Genomic DNA, 16,739 nt, shown 5'->3' on the forward strand with positions numbered 1-16,739 from the left:
TTCATCTTTTCACAAATACTCAAACCTGCAGAACGCTCGACACAAGCAGCTGTGTATAGGCATGCTGCGGATCGTCCAGCACCTGATCGGTCAGCCCGGCCTCGACCACGCGGCCATCCTTCATCACCATCAGCCGGTCGGCCAGCAGCCGCACCACCGCCAGATCATGGGTCACGATGATGGCGCTCAACCCCATCTCGCGCACCAGCCCGCGCAACAGGTCCAGCAGCCGCGCCTGAACCGAGACATCCAGGCCCCCCGTCGGCTCATCCATGAACACCAGCCGCGGCCCGGTCACCAGATTACGCGCGATCTGCAACCGCTGCTGCATACCGCCGGAAAAAGCTGTGGGGCGGTCATCGACGCGGGTTTCGTCGATCTCGACCCGGCCCAGCCAGTCCAGCGCCCTCTCCCGGATATGCCCATAGTGGCGATCGCCGACGGCCATCAGCCGCTCACCGATATTGCCGCCCGCACTGACCGACAAACGCAACCCGTCGCGCGCGTGCTGATGCACAAAGGCCCAGTCGGTGCGCCCCAGCATCCGGCGTTCGGGCTCGGACATGGTGACGGTATCCACCGGCCCGTCAGCACGGGTGTCAAAGATCACCTGCCCCGCATCGGGCTCCAGATGCCCCGCCAGACAGTTGAGCAGCGTCGACTTGCCCGAGCCACTTTCGCCCACGATTCCCATCACCTCGCCGGGATAGAGGTCAAAGCTCACCTCCGCGCAGCCGATCCGCGCGCCATAACGCTTTTCGATGCCCTTCACTTGCAACAACGGCGTCATCTATGCGTCCTCCCGACCCATGCGTCCCACATGCCCCGCCTCGCGGCGCGCACGGCAATAATCGGTGTCCGAGCAGACAAACATCCGGCTGCCCGCATCATCCATGATCACCTCGTCCAGATAGCTGTCCTCGGCGGCACACAGGTCACAGGGATGATCGGCCTTGGTCGGTTCAAAGGGGTGATCCTCAAAATCCAGACTGACCACCTTGGTGTAAGGTGGTAGGGCATAGATCCGCTGCTCGCGCCCAGCACCGAACAACTGAATGGCCGCCATCTCCATCTTCGGGTTGTCGAATTTCGGGATCGGCGACGGGTCCATCACATACCGGTCCGCCACCCGCACCGGATAGGCATACGCGGTCGAGATGGCGCCGTGCTGGCTGATATCCTCATAGAGCTTCACATGCATCAGCCCGTATTCCTCAAGCGCGTGCATCTTGCGGGTCTCGGTCTCGCGCGGCTCCAGAAAACGCAGCGGTTCGGGGATCGGCACTTGATAGACGAGGATCTGCTCCTCGGTCAGCGGCGCCTCGGGAATGCGGTGGCGGGTTTGTATCACCGTGGCCTTCTCGGTCTCTTCGGTCGTGGCCACCCCGGCGGTGTTCTCAAAGAACTTGCGGATCGACACCGCGTTGGTGGTATCGTCAGCCCCCTGATCGATCACCTTGAACGTATCATCCGGCGTCAGAGTTGCCGCCGAAACCTGCACCCCGCCGGTCCCCCAACCATAAGGCATCGGCATCTCACGGCTGGCAAACGGCACCTGATAACCTGGCACGGCAAGCCCCTTGAGAATGGCCCTCCGGATCATCCGTTTGGTCTGCTCGTCCAAATAGGCGAAGTTGTACTCGCTCATCTCTCGATCTCATCTGAGAGCCGGGCCAGCACACCCGGCAGGTTGGTCAGGATATCGGAATTCCAAAATCGCAGGACGCGAAACCCTTGTCCCTCAAGCCACTGATCGCGGCGCTGGTCGGTCAGGGCGTCTGCATGCTGCCCGCCATCCGCCTCGACCACGAGCATTCTCTCGGCGCAGAGGAAATCCACGATGTAAGGGCCGATCGGAACCTGACGGCGGAATTTCAGGCCCCGAAACCGCCGCGCCCGCAACGCAAACCACAACCGTTTCTCCGCTTCGGTCTGATCCCGCCGCAATTGCCGTGCCCTGGCCGTCTGCAACATGTTCTGACGCATACTTCCCCTCACCCTAACCCTCTCCCCCAAGGGGAGAGGGTTAGGGTGAGGGGCTGCAACATCGCGGTCATTCCGCCGCCTCCGGAACATCGGCACCACTCGCCACCCGCGCCTCGGCTTCACGCCGCAACTTGCGCACCAGTTCCAGCTCGGACTGGAAATCCACGTAATGCGGCAGCTTGATATGTTCGAGAAACCCGGTCGCCTGAATGTTGTCTGCGTGGCTCAGGACAAACTCCTCATCCTGCGCCGGTGCACCCAGATCGTCCTCGCCCAGTTCCTCCCAACGCAGCGCCCGGTCCACCAGCGCCATGGCGATGGATTTCCGCTCGGACTGGCCAAAAACCAGACCATAGCCCCGGGTGAACTGAGGCGGCTCGGTCTTTGACCCCTTGAACTGGTTTACCGTCTCGCATTCGGTCAGTTCGATCTCACCGATCTCGATGGCAAAGCCCAGTTCCGGGACCTCCATCTCGACCGCGACCTTGCCGATCCGCAACTCGCCCACGAAGGCATGGTTGCGCGCATAGCCGCGCTGGGTCGAGTAGGCCATGCCAAGGACAAACCCCTCATCCCCCCGTGTCAGCGACTGCAGCCGAAGCGGCCGGTTTGACGGAAACTCCATCGGTTCGCGCGTGAGGTCACCGGGGACTGCATCGCTTTCGGGTTCACTCTGAATGATATCCTCGCCCTGCAGGAACTCGCTGATATGCGGTGTCCGCTCTTCGCGCGGTTCAGCGGCGGCGGCAGGCGGCACCTCACCTTCGGCGGCCAGTTTGAAATCCAGCAGCCGATGCGTGTAGTCGAAGGTCGGCCCCAGAACCTGCCCGCCCGGCGCGTCCTTGAAGGTGGCCGAGATGCGGCGGTCGCAGGCCATCTCGCCGGTCTCGACGGGCTGCGTGTAGCCAAATCGCGGCAGCGTGGTGCGGTAGGCGCGGATCAGGAAAATGGCCTCGATCAGATCGCCCCGCGCCTGCTTGATCGCCAGCGCGGCAAGATCCGGGTCGTAAAGCGAGCCCTCGGCCATCACCCGGTTGACGGCAAGGCCCAACTGCTCTCGGATCTGGGCCAAACTGAGTTCGGCGACATCGGTATCCCCACGCCGCTCCTCGGCCAACCAGGCATGAGCGTTCTCAATGGCGGTCTCACCGCCTTTGACAGCAACATACATCGCTCAGCCCTCCGCAATGATCTGAGTGCTGCGTGGCAGGGCCGCGACCTGAGTGCCACCGGTCAGGAAGAAATCGCAGCCCAGCGGGTAGAGCGCCGCGTTGGCCTGCATCACCGGGATATCCGGCAGCGACAGGCGGGCGCTGTCTCTTATACCGGGGCCACGCAGCACCGCGCCGGATTGCGCCAGCGCATCGCATTCCACGATCAGCGTCGCGGACCGATCGGGGTATTCCGGTGTGCCGATGCGGTAGGCATCAAGCGGCACCAGCGCTCCCCAGCGGCCAACCGCGAAATCGGCCTCGGCAGCGGTCACGAACGGAGCCCCGGTATGAAAGGCCAGCCATTGTCGCACCTCTGCCGTGTCGATCTCACAAGCCAGATAAATGCCGGTCTCCGGATCGCAGAGGGTCAGCAGCAGCGTTCCCGCCGCCACGGACAGGGGCTCCGGGGGTACGGCTCCGGTCAATTCACGGATCTCGCCGGGCCGCGACATCACCGTCATCGCAGCGCGAAAGGCATGGGCCGCATCCAATGGCGCATTGCGGAAACCGCCAGAGAATTGGGTTTGCGCGCTCATCAGTCCTCTCCCCGCACCATGGTAAAGAATTCGACCTTGGTGGCAGCCGCCTTGGCCGCCCGCGCTGCCTTGGCCGCACGCATCTGTCCGGCCAGCGGGTCAAGCACGACGGCCCGTACCGAGGCCGCCGCCCCGGTCTGCATCAGCGCATCGATCAGCGCCGCAGCCTCGGCCTTGGGTTTGGAGCGGCCCTGCACGTAGCCATGCCCGACGGTCCCATCCGCCAGCACCAGCGAACAGCGCGTCACCGTCATCTCGCCCAGATTGAAGGCCGCGCCGGTGCCGCCCATGCGGCCCCGCACCATCACGCCACCCACCTCGGGCGCGCGCAGCCATTCGAAGGCGGGGCGTTCCGACACTTCCCCCCACAACGCCATCAGCGCGCTTTCGGGGGCCTTGGCCAGCAGGCTCATCCAACCTCTGCGCACTTCAGCGTCGATTTCCGTCTCGTTTGCCATGAAAGCCTCTTGGCCCGGTTGTCTACATAAACTATACAACTAGACAAATCATACGCCTCCCGAGGCAATCGCGCAATCCACCTGCCCGTGAAGTTTTGATGACATGAGCCGCACACCCGTCTGGAAAAGCATCGCGCTCAGCTTGACCTCGGACATCGCCGAGGGGCGCTATGGCACCGGAGACCGCCTGCCGACCGAAGCGCAATTGTCCGCAACCCACGGCGTGAACCGCCACACTGTACGGCGGGCGCTGGCGGAGATGGCGGAACAGGGCCTGGTCCATGCCCGGCGCGGTGCGGGTGTGTTCGTGGCGGCGCGACCGACGGAATATCCGATCGGCAAGCGGGTGCGCTATCACCAGAACATCTCGGCCAGCGGCAAGATCCCGGGCAAGAAGATCCTATCGCTGACCACCCACGCGGCGGATGAGGCCGAGGCCGAAGCGCTGGAGCTGAGCCCCGGCGATCCAGTCCATGTCTATGACGGCCTGTCCCTGGCCGACGGCCAACCCATTGCCGTGTTCCAAAGCGTCTTCCCCGCCGCCCGCTTTCCCGACCTGCTCAGCGCGCTGACCGAGACCCAATCGGTGACGAAAGCGCTGCAGATGAACGGCATCGCCGATTACACCCGCATCTCGACCCGCCTGACCGCCCGTCAGGCCAGCGCCACCCAGGCCCTGCATCTGCGCCTCACCGAAGGGGCACCGGTGCTGCATTCGGTTGGTATCAATGCGGATCCCAACGGCGTGCCGGTGGAGTATGGCCGCACCTGGTTTGCGGGCGAGCGGGTAACCCTGACCCTGACCGACAGCTGATCCAAACGATCCGTTCACGGGATCGGAAGTGCTCCCGCCTGCCTTCGGCCTCCTTGCGGAGACCTCAGCCAGTTGGGCCCGGCACCGCGCAATGCGCGGTGCCGGGCCCAAGGCTGCCAAGGATCATCGGCGCAGCCGATGATCCTGCGGGCGCGGGAGCCCCATCGGATTGATCACTGTAACCCTCCGCGCGGTATGAGGGCTTGATCACTCGTATTTTTCGAGGAACTCTTCGGCGCGCATGCTTCGAAAATCCGACAGAGCCACATGCAAGCGAGCATTGTCCCAATTCCACCAGGCCAGCGCCATCATGCGCTCGGCTGTGCCTTCAGAAAACCGGCGGCGGATCGGCTTGGCCGGCACGCCCGCCACAATCGTGTATGGCGGCACGTCCCGGGCCACGATGGCGCCCGACGCCACCACTGCGCCATGGCCGATGGTGACCTCAGGCTTGATGATCGCTGCATGGCCGATCCAAGTGTCGTGGCCCACATATGCCGTCCGCCCGGACCGATGCGCGAACCAGTCCGCATCATGCTCCGCGTCGTCCCAATAATCCGCGGACCGATAGTGGAAATGGTGCAGAGAGGCTTTCTCCATCGGGTGATCCGTCGCCCCGATCCGGGTGAAGCTGGCGATATTGGCGAACTTGCCGATACGTGCATTGGCGATGTCGCAGGTCCGGTCACAATAGGAATAGTCTCCGAACACGGTGTTGGCGATCCGGCTGCCCGCACCGATCTCGACATATTCGCCAAAGGAACTGTCGGTGATCTGACAATCAGGGTGGATGAACGGCTGGTCGGATCGCAAACGCGCCATCGGCTCTGCCCTCAAACTCGATTACGGCAACAGGAAGCGCCTGGCCTTCGGATCGCGCGGCCTGCGACGTGCCCGACCCTCACCCCGGATCAACCGCCTGCGCAGCCACCCCGAGAACCAGTCCATCAGCATCACCATCAGGATGATGAGCACGATGTAATAGGCCACCTCTTCCCAGTCCTTCTGGGTGATGATCGCCTGCGTCAGCAGCAACCCTATCCCGCCCCCGGTGATCGCCCCGATGATAGTGGCGCTGCGGGTGTTGGATTCGAGGAAATAGAGCAACTGGCTGAGCAACACCGGCGTGATCTGCGGGATCACGCCAAAGCGGTAGCGCTGCGGCGCGTTGGCGCCGGTGGACTGCACCCCCTCGATCTGCTTCCGGTCCACATTCTCCAACGCTTCCGAGAAGATCTTGCCGAACGTGCCTGTATCGGTGATCAGGATCGCCAGAGCCCCGGTCAGCGGGCCGGGGCCAAAGGCGCGGGCTAGCACCACGGTCCAGATCAGCGCATCGACCCCGCGCACGAAGTCGAACACTCGGCGCATGGCAAACCGCACCGACCGAAACGGGTTGAAGTTGCGGGTGGCGAGGAACGCCAGCGGCAAAGCCACGATCCCCGCACCCAGCGTGCCGAGAAAGGCCATCAGGATGGTCTCGAAAATCGCCCAGGCCACGTCCTTGTGCCGCCACATGGCGTTGTTCCAAAAGTCGCGCCAGATCGCCCCGCCCTCGCCGCTTGCCGCAAGCCGCATAACCTCGAGCAGGGATTTGCCGTGATAGGGGCTGTCGAGGGTGAACCAGAACAGCTCCCACCCGGCGAAATAGCGGAACACCTCCGCCCGGTTGCGGGTGACGGTCAGGCGGCCCGCATCAGTGGTGATCGCCAGCCGGTTTTTCGAGACATTGATCCACGCAGGCACCGCGCCTGGCGGCAACTCGGCCTGCACGCCCGCCGACCGGTTGGGCGTGGCTCGCACGGTGCCATAGCCGGGAATGTCATACTCCACCGTCCCAGCGCCAAACCGCACCACATGACCGCCTTCCAGATCGACAACGGCAGTGTCCCCAAGCGCCACCCAATCCGGCGTCATACCCTCGGGATACGCGCCCATGCGCTCGCCTTCGATGGCAACCGAGACCACGCCCGAACGATTGTCGCGGGTCACATGGGTCTTGTAGCTGTAGCTGTCGGACACCAGCGTCCTGCCGTTCTTCCAGCTTGCGCCGTCATACAGCCCGGGAACATCGAAGGCGAAGAAGATATAGATCAGATAGATCAGCACCAGCGCAGGCAGGCCGAAATTCAGCAGCCGCTTGCGGGCGAACAAACGCCCGGCCTCCAGCTTCAGCGCATCGGTGGACAGGTCGGTTGCGAAACTGCTCATGCCTTCACCCCATGGGCCAGGCGGTCGCGCAGATGGCCCGAGATCTGGTCCACCACGACGATGGTGACGAAAAGCAGGAGGAAGATGGCGGCGGCCTCATCGTAACGCCCCTGCCCCCAGGACATGGCATTGCGCAGCTCATACCCGATGCCGCCCGCACCGACGAAGCCGAGGATGGCCGAGGCGCGGATATTGATCTCGAACCGCAGCAGCGCATAGCTGACATAGTTCGGACCCACCTGCGGGATCACCCCCAGATACATGCGCTGGGACCAGTTGGCGCCGACGGATTGCAGCCCCTCGACCGGCTTCAATGATGCGTTCTCGTTCACCTCGGAAAACAGCTTGCCCAGCGCGCCCGCCGTATGGATGGCGATGGCGATCATGGCCGGGACCGGGCCGCCGCCCAGCACGAAGATCAGCACCAGTGCAATGACGATCTCGGGGATGGCGCGGCAGATATCCGAGATGCGGCGAAACAGCGGGATCAGCGCGGGCCAGAGCGCCATGCCCCGCGTGGACATCAGCGCCAGGAAGGTGCCGGCGATCAAACCGATCAGGGTCGAGGCGGCGGCGATGTTCAGCGTCTCGATCAGCGCCGGAAGGAAATGCGCCAGATGCGCGGGCAACTGTCCTATCTCGGCCCAGGCCTCGGCCAGCACCTCGGAAGGGTAATCGAGGATACGCCGCCAACCATCGGCAAAACTGCCCGCATTGCGCGCGTCCGCCGTGCGGAACCCGGCCGCCATCAGGGCAACGAACAGGATCAGGAGGATACTGCCATAGACCCGCTTGCGCCGTGTGAGCGCGGTATAGTCCTCGCGGATTCGGGCGAGGCGCGCGGCACCCGCGGTCAGGTCTGTCATGGAATACTCCCGAGAAGGGCAGGGCCCGGCGCTCAGGCCGGACCCTGCAAATTGAGGCGCAGGCCTCAGTTCGACTTCAGCTTGCGGGCTTCGATGATGATCTCATAGGCCTCATGCGTGATCGGCTCGAACGCCTTGGCCTCACCCGCCGCGACACCGTAGAAACACTCGCGGTCCTTGTCGGCCAGCCCGGCCATCAACGCGGTCATCTTCTCCTTGACGTCCTCGGGCAGCGCGGTGCGCAGCACCACCGGACCTTCGGGGATTGGCTTGGACTGCCAGATCATCACCAGATCGTTCATGTCGACCAGACCGGCATCCACCGCGCGGCGCAGGGCGCCCGAGTTGAACCCGTCTTCCCACTCACCCAGGCCATCGGCCCAAGTCACGCCGCCATCCACATCGCCGTTGTTCACCGCAACGATGGTCTGCTCGTGCCCGCCGGTGAATTTCACGTCTCCGAAATACTTGCCCGGCTCCATGCTCGCACCAGTGGCCTGCGGGATCTCGATGGAGGGGATCAGATAGCCGCTGGTCGAGTTCGGATCGCCAAAGCCAAAGGCCTTGCCCTTCATGTCCGCCAGCGAGGCGATGCCGCTGTCCTTGCGCGCAAAACCCACCGAGTAATACCCGTAACCGCCATCGGTGTTGACCTTGACCAGAACCGGCTCAACCGCTTCGGGATCGCTCAGATAGGTCTTGGCATAGCCCGAGGCGCCCAGCCACGCCATGTCGATGGTGCCGCCCAGCAGACCCTGAATCACACCGTTATAGTCGGCGGGCGCGAACAGCTTGGTCTCGACCCCCAGTTCTTCCTCGGTGTACTGGCGCAAGCATTCATTGTTGTTAAGACGGTCCTGAGCGTTTTCACCGCCCAGAATACCGATGCGGAACTCCGTGATTTCTTCGGCCACGGCAGGGCCTGCCAAGGCGGTGGTCGCCACAAGGGCTGCAATCAGTTTCTTCATCTGTCTCTCTCCGGTTTGGTTGCCCCGGCCTCTCACCGGGCCGGGCGATGAAAGGCGGGGGTAGGCTCAGACGGTTTCCGGAACCGGCGCGTCGGGCCTGTCGATCTCGGTCGACGTCGCGGCCTCGGAAAAGCTGGCGTCGGCGCCATAGATCTCGCGCGCGACGCCGGTGGTCAACTGCTCGGGCAGACCATCGAACACGATGCGCCCGTCACGCATACCCACCACCCGGTCGCAATAGCGCCGCGCGGTGTCCAGCGTGTGCAAGTTGGCAATGACGGTGCGGCCATCCTCCTCGTGGATGCGGCGCAGGGCCTGCATCACCACCTGCGCGTTCATCGGATCGAGCGAAGCGATGGGCTCATCCGCCAGAATGATCCTGGGGTCCTGCATCAGGGCGCGAGCAATAGCGACGCGCTGCTGCTGGCCACCCGACAGCGCCTCGGCCCGTTTGGGCGCGTGTTCGGCGATGCCCAGACGGTCGAGGATGTCGATCGCGCGGTGGATATCCGCCATCGGAAACAGGTTGAACACGGTCGCCAACTTCGAGCGCCGGTTGAGCGTGCCATGCAGAACGTTGGACACCACATCCATGCGCGGCACCAAATTGAACTGCTGAAAGATCATCGCGCAATCGGCCTGCCAAGCACGCTTGTCGCGGCCTTTCAACAGCGTAACATCGCGGTCCTCAAAGAGGATGCGCCCCTCCGAGGCATCGGTCAGCCGGTTGATCATCCGCAAGAGCGTCGATTTGCCCGCCCCCGACCGGCCGATGATCCCGATCATGCAGGGCTTGTCCACGTCAAGCGTCGCGGCATCCACTGCCACGTTCTCGCCGAACCGCTTCGTCAGTCTGTCGATGCGCAGCACGTGCCACCCCCCCGGTCTTGTTGGGCGGTGGCCTAAGACACGGACTCAAACCTCATGTGTCAGCGCGGTGAAAGTTTTGTAACGCCCCTCAGCGATCTCCGCCGCCGGGCCTACCCTTCGGCCCAGATCGCGGGTATACGCGCACCCGACTCTCTCTCATGCATGAGGCTGTCCATGAGCTTTGACCACAAGATCAAGATCGCCCCGTCGATCCTGTCCGCCGATTTCGCCAATTTCGGCCAGGAGATCCAGGCCATCGAGGCGCAGGGCGCCGATTGGGTCCATGTGGACGTGATGGACGGGCATTTCGTGCCGAACCTGACCTTCGGCCCGATGGCGGTCAAGGCGTTCCGCCCGCATGTGAAAACGGTGATGGACGTGCATCTGATGATCGCGCCGGTCGATCCTTACATCGACGCCTACGCCGATGCGGGTGCGGACGTGCTGACAGCGCATGTCGAAGCTGGTCCGCATATCCACCGCACGCTGCAGGCGATCCGCGCGGCGGGGATGAAGGCCGGCATGGCGCTGAACCCCGGCACCCCGGCCGAGGCGGTGGCACATCTGCTGGACCTGACCGATCTAATCTGCGTGATGACAGTGAACCCGGGCTTCGGCGGGCAGAAATTCATCGACATGACCGCCAAGATCCGCCGGTTGCGCGAGATGATCGGCGACCGCCCGGTGCATATCGAGATCGACGGCGGCGTTGATCCCAACACCGCGCCGCAGGTGGCACAGGCCGGGGCGGACGTGCTGGTGGCGGGATCTGCCGTGTTCAAGGGCGGCTCGGTCTCCGACCCCAGCGTCTACGGCGAGAACATCCGCTCGATCCGAGCCGCCGCCGAGGGCGTCTGGGCCTGATCCAGAGGTTTCCGAGACCCGGAGCGCTCTCGCCCGTCGTCGATCTCCCTTACGGGACATCTCCTCCCGTTGGGCCCGGCACCGCGCCACAGGCGCGGTGAGTCAGCCAATTGTGACCCAAGCGTCAAGAAGTTCTGACCTGACGTCGGCTAAGCGGGCTTTGCCGTCATTCGTTTAATGTCTTCGCTGTCGCAGAATCCGTTCGCAGGCGCGGCACACAATTTGGTGCAACGCAGAGCATGTCACCGAACTGGTCGTTCGCAAGCGTCGATTTATAGCCTCACCGCGACTGTAACTTCTCCGCAGTCAGGTCATACAACAGAGCTGCGAGCCTTTGCTGGCAATGCGTGGGTTTCACCCACCCTACAATTCCCACAAAACCTGAGACACAACCAGTGCAGGTATGGTTTCCCTGACTGGTCGCGCCGACCCCTCTGCCCTTACACTCTGCTCGCCCAACTATATTTTAAGGGCTGCGACTTTTCAGCGAAAGGAAATTACACGATGCCACAGGAATATTTTGTTCCGATGAAAATGAGTAAGATCAAAGGCGATACCAAGCTGCATGGCCAGTTCATCATCGACGGCGATGTCACCTTCAGTGCGTCGTCATCGGATGATGACGATGATGTACCGGTTCTGAATTTCGATCCGGACAAGCTCTTCTACGACGTGAAATGGATTGCCTGGCCGGGTTCGGCATCGGCTGCGTTTGGGGCGTCGATGGGGTACGATGTCGTCTCGCCGGATGATCTGAGCTATCCACCGCCCCGCAGGTAATCGCGGGTGCTTTGGCACAGCAAATCGGAAACGCTCCTTCGGGGGCGTTTCTTTTAATCTGCCGCGTCCATCATTGCCGACGCACAGCGCAGCAATTTCTGTACTGCGTGCGCGCACAGCACAAAATCAAATTAACAGTTCGGGCTCACTCCAGCCGATCCGCGAAGACATCCAGGAGCCTGTGCTTGAGGATCTTGCCGGTGGGCGCGGCGGGCAGGTCCGTGGCAACGACGATCCGGCTCGGGCGCTTGTAGCCTGCCAACCGTTCGGCGGCAAAGGCGCGCAGTTCTTCCGCAGACGGCGCGTCCCCTTCCTCGACCTGCACGAAAGCCACCACCTTTTCGTCCCCGGCCACCATCTGCCCCACGACCGCCGACTGGATGACCTGCGGGTGGTCGTTCAGCGCCGCCTCCACTTCGGGCGGGTAGACGTTGAACCCGCCATGGATGATCAGTTCCTTGCAGCGCCCGGCGATGTGCAGATGCTCCCTGCCGTCGAAATACCCCAGATCGCCCGTCCGCAGCCAGCCATCCTGCAACGACGCCGCCGTGGCCTCGGGGTTGCGGTAATAGCCCTTCATCACGTGAGCCCCCCGGGTCAGCACCTCGCCAACACCCTTGCCACCCCCGGCCACCGTCTCGTCCAGCTTCACCTCCACGCCGGGCAGCGGCGGGCCGACCGAGATGTCGGGATCGCCGATCCCGTTGCGCGACGCGCAGACCCCGGCGGTGCTTTCGGTCAGGCCATAGCCGTTCTGCAGGGCAACCCCATAAAACGCCTCGGCCTTGCGCTTCCACGCCGGATCCAGCGGAGCCGCCCCCGAGGAGGTATAGCGCAGCGTGCCGCCGGGCAGGCGGTCGTACCCCTGCTCTTTCGTGTACTGCATCAGCAGCGCATGCATCTGCGGCACCGCCGAGAACAGGGTCACGCCCGAGGTCAGCGCGCGATAGGTCCGGGCCACCGTGAACCGGGCCTCAAGCCGCACCGGCGCGCCCACACAGGTCGCCGCCGTCACCACCGAGGCCAGACCGAAGACATGGGTGATCGGCAGCACGCCGTAGATCACATCCTCCATCGTCATCCCCCGCAACTCTGCCGACGCGCTCCCTCCAAACAACAGGTTGCCGTGCGTTAGCATCACCCCCTTGGGTGTGCCAGTGGTTCCGGTGGTGAACAGCATCACCGCCACGTCCTGCAATTCCGGATCGGGATCACTGGGGAAAGGCGTGGCCAGATGCATCCTGCCGAAGGCACCGGACGCCTCCCGGGCCGTAAACCGCCCGGCATGGGCCAGCGCATCGGGCGAGGCGGCGGAGGTGAACAGGGCCGCAACAGGGCGCGCATGATCCACGATCCGCTGCAGCTCCGTGTCAGTCTGGCGTGCGTTGACGGGCAAGGCGCAAGCCCCGATCCGGGAACAGGCGAACAGAGCGGCAATGGCCGCGCAGCAATTCTCGGTCAGGATCATGACGCGGTCGCCGGGGCGGGCCCCGGCCGCGCGCAGCTCTGCCTCAAGCGCCGCGATGGCCGCCCCAAGCTGCGCATAGGTCCAGTCCGCGCCTCCATCGTCGGAAAAGGCCAGCGCATCGGGGCGCGCGGCGATCTGCGCATCCGGGTAGTCGTGCCATTTCTCCATCGTCGGACCCCTTCCCTCGGCGCTTCAGAACTCCGGTGGTCGCTTCTCCAGAAACGCCGCAATCCCCTCGGCAGCCTCCTCGCCGCCCGCCGCGCGGGCCATGGCGTCGCGTTCGGCATCGAGCTGCCGGGCCTCGGGTACCTCATAGGCCTGCGCCACCAGCCCCCGGATCACGCCCTGCGCCGCGCGCGGCCCCCAGGCCAGTTCATCGGCCAGCGCGTGTGCCGCCGCATCCACCTCACCCGCCGGAACCACGGCATTGACCACACCCAGCTCCGCCATCCGCTCGGCAGAGACGGGACGTGCCAGCAAACACATCTCCATCGCCAGTTGACGCGGCACCATCCGAGCCAGAGCCGAGGTCAGCCCTGCATCGGGCACCAGCCCCGCCCTGACATAGGCCGCCGTGAACCGCGCTCCTTCAGCGGCCACCAGCAGATCGCAGGCCAGCGCCAGCGAGACCCCGGCCCCCGCCGCACCGCCTTCGACCGCCGCAATCACCGACACGGGGCACGCGCGGATCAGACGCACCAGATCATGCAGATCATCCACCTTGTCCCGCCGCTCGGCCTCGGTCAGCTTGCGGCGTTCGATCAGCACATTCAGATCGCCCCCAGCGCAGAAGAACCCGCCCTCGGCGGTCAGGATAACCGCCCGAATACGCGGCTCGACGGCCTTCTCCATCGCATGGCGAATGGCCGCGTATAGATCCGCAGACAGCGCCCCGCGCCGGGCGGCGTTCCTGTTGACGACCACCAGCCGGTCGCCCAGATCTTCAACCCGCGCCAGCGTCACGGCGCCAGTGCCCGGCGCTTGAACACACCGGTCGCGGTCGCGACCAGAGTGCCGTCGTCCTGACGCAACTCACCGTTCACATGCACCAGCTTGCGCCCGCCCCCCGCCGGACGCCCCGTAGCCGTCACCACTCCCTCGCACACCGCCGCAACGTAGCTGGTGTTGAGCGACACGGTCAGCACCATCGGATGCTCCGCCCGGTCGAACCAGGCCGAGGCCGCGTTACCGCAGGCCACGTCCAGCAACATCGCGATGATGCCGCCATGCAGGACCTGCTGACTGTTTAGGTGCTGCGGCCCGATCTGCAAGTGGCACCGCGCGTGGCCCTCCGGGTCCGACAGGTCGATCTCGAACCCTACCGCGTTCTGACAGCCCGAGCGCCTGACGTTCGGGCGCCCCCCTTCATGCTGCGCTGAGTGCAATGAACCGCTCCAGATGATAATCCGCGTCCCCGAACCGGTGCTCGGCCATCACGATGCGCTTGGCGATATGCGCCAGCTCGTACTCCTGTGTCATCGCAATGCCGCCATGCATCTGGATCGCCTCCTCGGCCACCAGCCTGCCCGCCCGCGCGATCAGGTTGCGGGCGGCGGCGATCTGGCGATCCCGGTCCGGCGCCTCCAGATGCCCCGCCGCATTGATTACGGCTGAGCGCGCCTGCTCCAGCTCGATCAGCAGATCCGCAAACCGGTGCTGCAGCGCCTGAAACGTCCCGATAGGCCGCCCGAACTGCTTGCGGGTCATCAGGTACGCGCGGGTCAGCTCCACCGCGCTTTCCATCGCCCCCACCGTCTCGGCCGCCAGTGCTACATTGGCGGCGGCCACCGCGTCCATGAGCGGCGCAAAGCCCTTGCCCGCTTCGCCCAGCCGCGCCGTCCCCGGCAACCGCACCTCGTCCAGCACCAGCTCCGCCGCGCGGCCGCCAGCCAGCATCGGATAGCCGCGCAGGGTCACACCCTTGCTCCCTGCGGGCACAAGGAACAGCGAAATTCCGTCCAGATCGAAAAACCCGCCGCTTTCGCGCGCCGATACGATCAGGTACCCGGCGGCCTCGGCATTGATCACCACCGCCTTGCGGCCACTCAGAACCACATCGTCGCCGTCCCCGCGCACCGAGGTCTCCACCCGGCTCAGATCATAGCGGCTGGCCGGTTCGCCATGCGCCAGCGCCAGATGCAGACCACCGGCAATCACATCACCCAGCAGAGCCTTCTGCCCGTCATCGCCCAGCGCCGCAACCAGCCCGCCACCCAGCACGGCGGTGTCCAGAAACGGCTCGACCACCCCAGCGCGGCCCAGCTCTCCGAACACCGTGGCGATATCGAAGCCTGCGCCGCCAAAGCCGCCATCACTTTCCGCAAACAACGCCCCGATCACGCCCAGCTCGGCCAGCTCCGCCCAAATCTCGGCGCTCAGCCCCGCTTCACTGGAGATGATCCCATTGCGCACCTCGGTTGTGTAACGGTCGGTCAAGTAGCGCCGCAGCGTCTCCTGCAGCATCCGCCGCTCTTCGGTCAGGTTGAAATCCATCCCTCTACCCTCCCATCTTCATCTTGGCGATGATCCCACGCTGGATCTCGTTCGACCCGCCAAAGATCGACAGCTTGCGATTGTTGAAATACTGCACCGCCACCGGAGCAGCATAGTCCGGCCCGACGGGATCGTTGTCGCCCTCGATCATCTCCGACGCAAACGGCATCGCATAAGGCCCCACCGCGCGACGGGTCAGATCGTTGATTTCCTGCCGGATGGTCGTGCCCTTCACCTTCAGCATCGAGCTTTCCACCCCTGGCGCCTGCCCGGCAGCGGCTTGGCTGATGATCCGCATATTGGTCGTCGCCATCCCCATCAGGTCGATCTCGATCCGCGCCAGCCGGGCGGCGAAATGCGGGTTCTCGATCAGCGGGCGGCCACCCGCGCTTTCGATCCGCGCGATGCGTTTGACCGCATCCAGCCCCGCCTGACTGAACCCGACCCCGGCAATATTCGTCCGCTCATGGGTCAGCAGGTATTTGGCATAGGTCCAGCCCTTGTTTTCCTCCCCCACAAGGTTTTCGACCGGCACCCGCACATTGTCGAAAAACACCTCGTTCACTTCCGGCGTGCCATCGAGCAGCACGATGGGCCGCACCTCGATCCCCGGCGTATCCATGTCGATCAGCAGGAACGAGATCCCCTCCTGCTGCTTGGCCTCCGGATCGGTGCGCACCAGACAGAAGATCCAGTTCGCGTACTGGCCCAGCGTGGTCCAGGTCTTCTGCCCGTTGACCACGTAATGGTCCCCGTCCCGCACCGCCCGCGTCTTCAGCGAGGCCAGATCCGACCCCGCCCCGGGCTCGGAATAGCCCTGGCACCACCAATGCGCGCCATTCAGGATCCGGGGCAGGAAATAGTCCTGCTGCGCTTTCGACCCGAATTTCTGCAGCACCGGCCCCAGCATCGACAGACCAAAGGGCACGATGCGTGGCGCATAGGCCAGCGCGCATTCCTCCTCGAATATATGCCGCTGCACCGCATTCCACTCGGCGCCACCAAATTCGCGCGGCCAGTTGAAGGCCAGCCAGCCTTTTTCGTTCAGCGTCGCGTGCCAATCGTCATGGCCTTCCTTGCCCAGGCTGATCCCGGCCCGCACCTTGTCCGAGACCGCCTTGGGCAATTTCTCGGCCAGAAACGCGCGCACTTCCTCGCGAAACGCCTTTTCCTCATCCGTGTAACTCAGATCCATCCCTGCTGTCCTCCCC

At 64.2% G+C, this 16,739-nt stretch carries 19 protein-coding genes; 3 read left to right on the plus strand and 16 right to left on the minus strand.

All coding sequences use genetic code 11. The annotated features are described in order from the left end of the window. Positions 1-19 precede the first annotated feature (19 nt). The 6 genes from phnK to phnG all read right to left on the minus strand — a co-directional run bounded on the left by phnK (position 20) and on the right by phnG (position 4,194). Positions 20-790 carry a phosphonate C-P lyase system protein PhnK gene (phnK, locus tag GOX53_RS12770; protein WP_171176898.1) on the minus strand — a complete coding sequence of 257 codons (771 nt, stop codon included), beginning with the start codon at positions 788-790 and terminating at the stop codon, positions 20-22. After that, positions 791-1,648: an alpha-D-ribose 1-methylphosphonate 5-phosphate C-P-lyase PhnJ gene (locus tag GOX53_RS12775; RefSeq protein WP_171176900.1), complete on the minus strand. Its 858-nt coding sequence runs from the start codon at positions 1,646-1,648 to the stop codon at positions 791-793. Further along, the gene (locus tag GOX53_RS12780; RefSeq protein WP_217351768.1) at positions 1,645-1,986 is read right to left on the minus strand and encodes an endonuclease domain-containing protein; all 342 of its coding nucleotides are present in this window, start codon (positions 1,984-1,986) and stop codon (positions 1,645-1,647) included. The genes GOX53_RS12775 and GOX53_RS12780 overlap by 4 nt, the downstream gene beginning before the upstream one ends. Positions 1,987-2,053: 67 nt before the next feature. After that, on the minus strand, positions 2,054-3,157 hold the full coding sequence (locus GOX53_RS12785) for a carbon-phosphorus lyase complex subunit PhnI (RefSeq protein ID WP_171176902.1): 1,104 nt from the start codon (positions 3,155-3,157) through the stop codon (positions 2,054-2,056). Positions 3,158-3,160: 3 nt separating this feature from the next. Further along, a complete protein-coding gene (phnH, locus tag GOX53_RS12790; protein ID WP_171176904.1) occupies positions 3,161-3,736 on the minus strand; it encodes a phosphonate C-P lyase system protein PhnH in 576 nt (191 codons plus the stop codon). Then, a complete protein-coding gene (gene phnG, locus GOX53_RS12795) occupies positions 3,736-4,194 on the minus strand; it encodes a phosphonate C-P lyase system protein PhnG (protein WP_171176905.1) in 459 nt (152 codons plus the stop codon). Before phnG ends, phnH begins: the two co-directional genes overlap by 1 nt. Positions 4,195-4,297: 103 nt before the next feature. Between phnG and phnF the strand changes: the two genes are divergently transcribed. Further along, entirely contained in the window at positions 4,298-5,008 is a 711-nt protein-coding gene (phnF, locus tag GOX53_RS12800; protein WP_171176907.1) for a phosphonate metabolism transcriptional regulator PhnF, read from the plus strand. A gap of 207 nt (positions 5,009-5,215) precedes the next feature. On the opposite strand, the gene GOX53_RS12805 is transcribed toward phnF, so the two are convergent. The 5 genes from GOX53_RS12805 to phnC form a co-directional block, all read right to left on the minus strand. Beyond that, positions 5,216-5,830, minus strand: a complete 615-nt coding sequence (locus GOX53_RS12805; RefSeq protein ID WP_171176909.1) for a chloramphenicol acetyltransferase — start codon at positions 5,828-5,830, stop codon at positions 5,216-5,218. A gap of 21 nt (positions 5,831-5,851) precedes the next feature. Then, complete coding sequence (phnE, locus tag GOX53_RS12810) at positions 5,852-7,219, minus strand: phosphonate ABC transporter, permease protein PhnE (protein ID WP_171176911.1); 1,368 nt, start codon at positions 7,217-7,219, stop codon at positions 5,852-5,854. Further along, positions 7,216-8,085 carry a phosphonate ABC transporter, permease protein PhnE gene (phnE, locus tag GOX53_RS12815; protein ID WP_171176913.1) on the minus strand — a complete coding sequence of 290 codons (870 nt, stop codon included), beginning with the start codon at positions 8,083-8,085 and terminating at the stop codon, positions 7,216-7,218. Before phnE (GOX53_RS12815) ends, phnE (GOX53_RS12810) begins: the two co-directional genes overlap by 4 nt. Before the next feature lie 65 nt (positions 8,086-8,150). Next, positions 8,151-9,053, minus strand: coding sequence for a phosphonate ABC transporter substrate-binding protein (gene phnD, locus GOX53_RS12820; protein WP_171176915.1), 903 nt, complete (start codon positions 9,051-9,053; stop codon positions 8,151-8,153). Between the two features lie 66 nt (positions 9,054-9,119). Beyond that, the gene (gene phnC, locus GOX53_RS12825; protein ID WP_171176916.1) at positions 9,120-9,923 is read right to left on the minus strand and encodes a phosphonate ABC transporter ATP-binding protein; all 804 of its coding nucleotides are present in this window, start codon (positions 9,921-9,923) and stop codon (positions 9,120-9,122) included. A 174-nt stretch (positions 9,924-10,097) separates the two neighbouring features. Here phnC and rpe point away from each other — a divergent pair, with 174 nt between their 5' ends. Together rpe and GOX53_RS12835 are read left to right on the plus strand one after the other, a co-directional pair. Next, complete coding sequence (gene rpe / locus GOX53_RS12830; protein ID WP_171176918.1) at positions 10,098-10,787, plus strand: ribulose-phosphate 3-epimerase; 690 nt, start codon at positions 10,098-10,100, stop codon at positions 10,785-10,787. 504 nt (positions 10,788-11,291) lie between these two features. Further along, positions 11,292-11,567 (plus strand): hypothetical protein, encoded by a 276-nt coding sequence (locus GOX53_RS12835; RefSeq protein ID WP_171176920.1) that lies wholly within the window; start codon positions 11,292-11,294, stop codon positions 11,565-11,567. Between the two features lie 145 nt (positions 11,568-11,712). Here GOX53_RS12835 and GOX53_RS12840 read toward each other — a convergent pair whose 3' ends face one another. The 5 genes from GOX53_RS12840 to GOX53_RS12860 are packed head-to-tail and all read right to left on the minus strand — an operon-like array spanning position 11,713 to position 16,723. Further along, positions 11,713-13,203, minus strand: a complete 1,491-nt coding sequence (locus GOX53_RS12840) for a class I adenylate-forming enzyme family protein (RefSeq protein WP_171176922.1) — start codon at positions 13,201-13,203, stop codon at positions 11,713-11,715. Positions 13,204-13,227: 24 nt separating this feature from the next. Further along, on the minus strand, positions 13,228-13,998 hold the full coding sequence (locus tag GOX53_RS12845; protein WP_171176924.1) for an oxepin-CoA hydrolase, alternative type: 771 nt from the start codon (positions 13,996-13,998) through the stop codon (positions 13,228-13,230). Next, positions 13,995-14,420: a PaaI family thioesterase gene (locus tag GOX53_RS12850; protein WP_171176926.1), complete on the minus strand. Its 426-nt coding sequence runs from the start codon at positions 14,418-14,420 to the stop codon at positions 13,995-13,997. Before GOX53_RS12850 ends, GOX53_RS12845 begins: the two co-directional genes overlap by 4 nt. Beyond that, entirely contained in the window at positions 14,401-15,528 is a 1,128-nt protein-coding gene (locus GOX53_RS12855; protein ID WP_171176928.1) for an acyl-CoA dehydrogenase family protein, read from the minus strand. The genes GOX53_RS12850 and GOX53_RS12855 overlap by 20 nt, the downstream gene beginning before the upstream one ends. A gap of 4 nt (positions 15,529-15,532) precedes the next feature. After that, on the minus strand, positions 15,533-16,723 hold the full coding sequence (locus GOX53_RS12860; protein WP_171176930.1) for an acyl-CoA dehydrogenase family protein: 1,191 nt from the start codon (positions 16,721-16,723) through the stop codon (positions 15,533-15,535). Between the last annotated feature and the right edge of the window lie 16 nt (positions 16,724-16,739).

This window comes from Ruegeria sp. HKCCD8929 (genome assembly GCF_013031405.1).
Taxonomy (GTDB): Bacteria; Pseudomonadota; Alphaproteobacteria; order Rhodobacterales; family Rhodobacteraceae; genus Ruegeria.

Excerpts from the sequence above, each read along its gene's own strand:
- phnH (WP_171176904.1), bottom strand. The coding sequence starts at position 3,736 with ATGAGCGCGCAAACCCAATTCTCTGGCGGTTTCCGCAATGCGCCATTG.
- GOX53_RS12775 (WP_171176900.1), bottom strand. The coding sequence starts at position 1,648 with ATGAGCGAGTACAACTTCGCCTATTTGGACGAGCAGACCAAACGGATG.
- GOX53_RS12835 (WP_171176920.1), top strand. The coding sequence starts at position 11,292 with ATGCCACAGGAATATTTTGTTCCGATGAAAATGAGTAAGATCAAAGGC.
- GOX53_RS12855 (WP_171176928.1), bottom strand. The coding sequence starts at position 15,528 with ATGGATTTCAACCTGACCGAAGAGCGGCGGATGCTGCAGGAGACGCTG.
- GOX53_RS12840 (WP_171176922.1), bottom strand. The coding sequence starts at position 13,203 with ATGGAGAAATGGCACGACTACCCGGATGCGCAGATCGCCGCGCGCCCC.
- GOX53_RS12780 (WP_217351768.1), bottom strand. The coding sequence starts at position 1,986 with ATGCGTCAGAACATGTTGCAGACGGCCAGGGCACGGCAATTGCGGCGG.
- rpe (WP_171176918.1), top strand. The coding sequence starts at position 10,098 with ATGAGCTTTGACCACAAGATCAAGATCGCCCCGTCGATCCTGTCCGCC.
- phnE (WP_171176911.1), bottom strand. The coding sequence starts at position 7,219 with ATGAGCAGTTTCGCAACCGACCTGTCCACCGATGCGCTGAAGCTGGAG.
- GOX53_RS12785 (WP_171176902.1), bottom strand. The coding sequence starts at position 3,157 with ATGTATGTTGCTGTCAAAGGCGGTGAGACCGCCATTGAGAACGCTCAT.
- phnD (WP_171176915.1), bottom strand. The coding sequence starts at position 9,053 with ATGAAGAAACTGATTGCAGCCCTTGTGGCGACCACCGCCTTGGCAGGC.
- GOX53_RS12805 (WP_171176909.1), bottom strand. The coding sequence starts at position 5,830 with ATGGCGCGTTTGCGATCCGACCAGCCGTTCATCCACCCTGATTGTCAG.
- phnF (WP_171176907.1), top strand. The coding sequence starts at position 4,298 with ATGAGCCGCACACCCGTCTGGAAAAGCATCGCGCTCAGCTTGACCTCG.
- phnE (WP_171176913.1), bottom strand. The coding sequence starts at position 8,085 with ATGACAGACCTGACCGCGGGTGCCGCGCGCCTCGCCCGAATCCGCGAG.
- phnG (WP_171176905.1), bottom strand. The coding sequence starts at position 4,194 with ATGGCAAACGAGACGGAAATCGACGCTGAAGTGCGCAGAGGTTGGATG.
- GOX53_RS12860 (WP_171176930.1), bottom strand. The coding sequence starts at position 16,723 with ATGGATCTGAGTTACACGGATGAGGAAAAGGCGTTTCGCGAGGAAGTG.
- phnK (WP_171176898.1), bottom strand. The coding sequence starts at position 790 with ATGACGCCGTTGTTGCAAGTGAAGGGCATCGAAAAGCGTTATGGCGCG.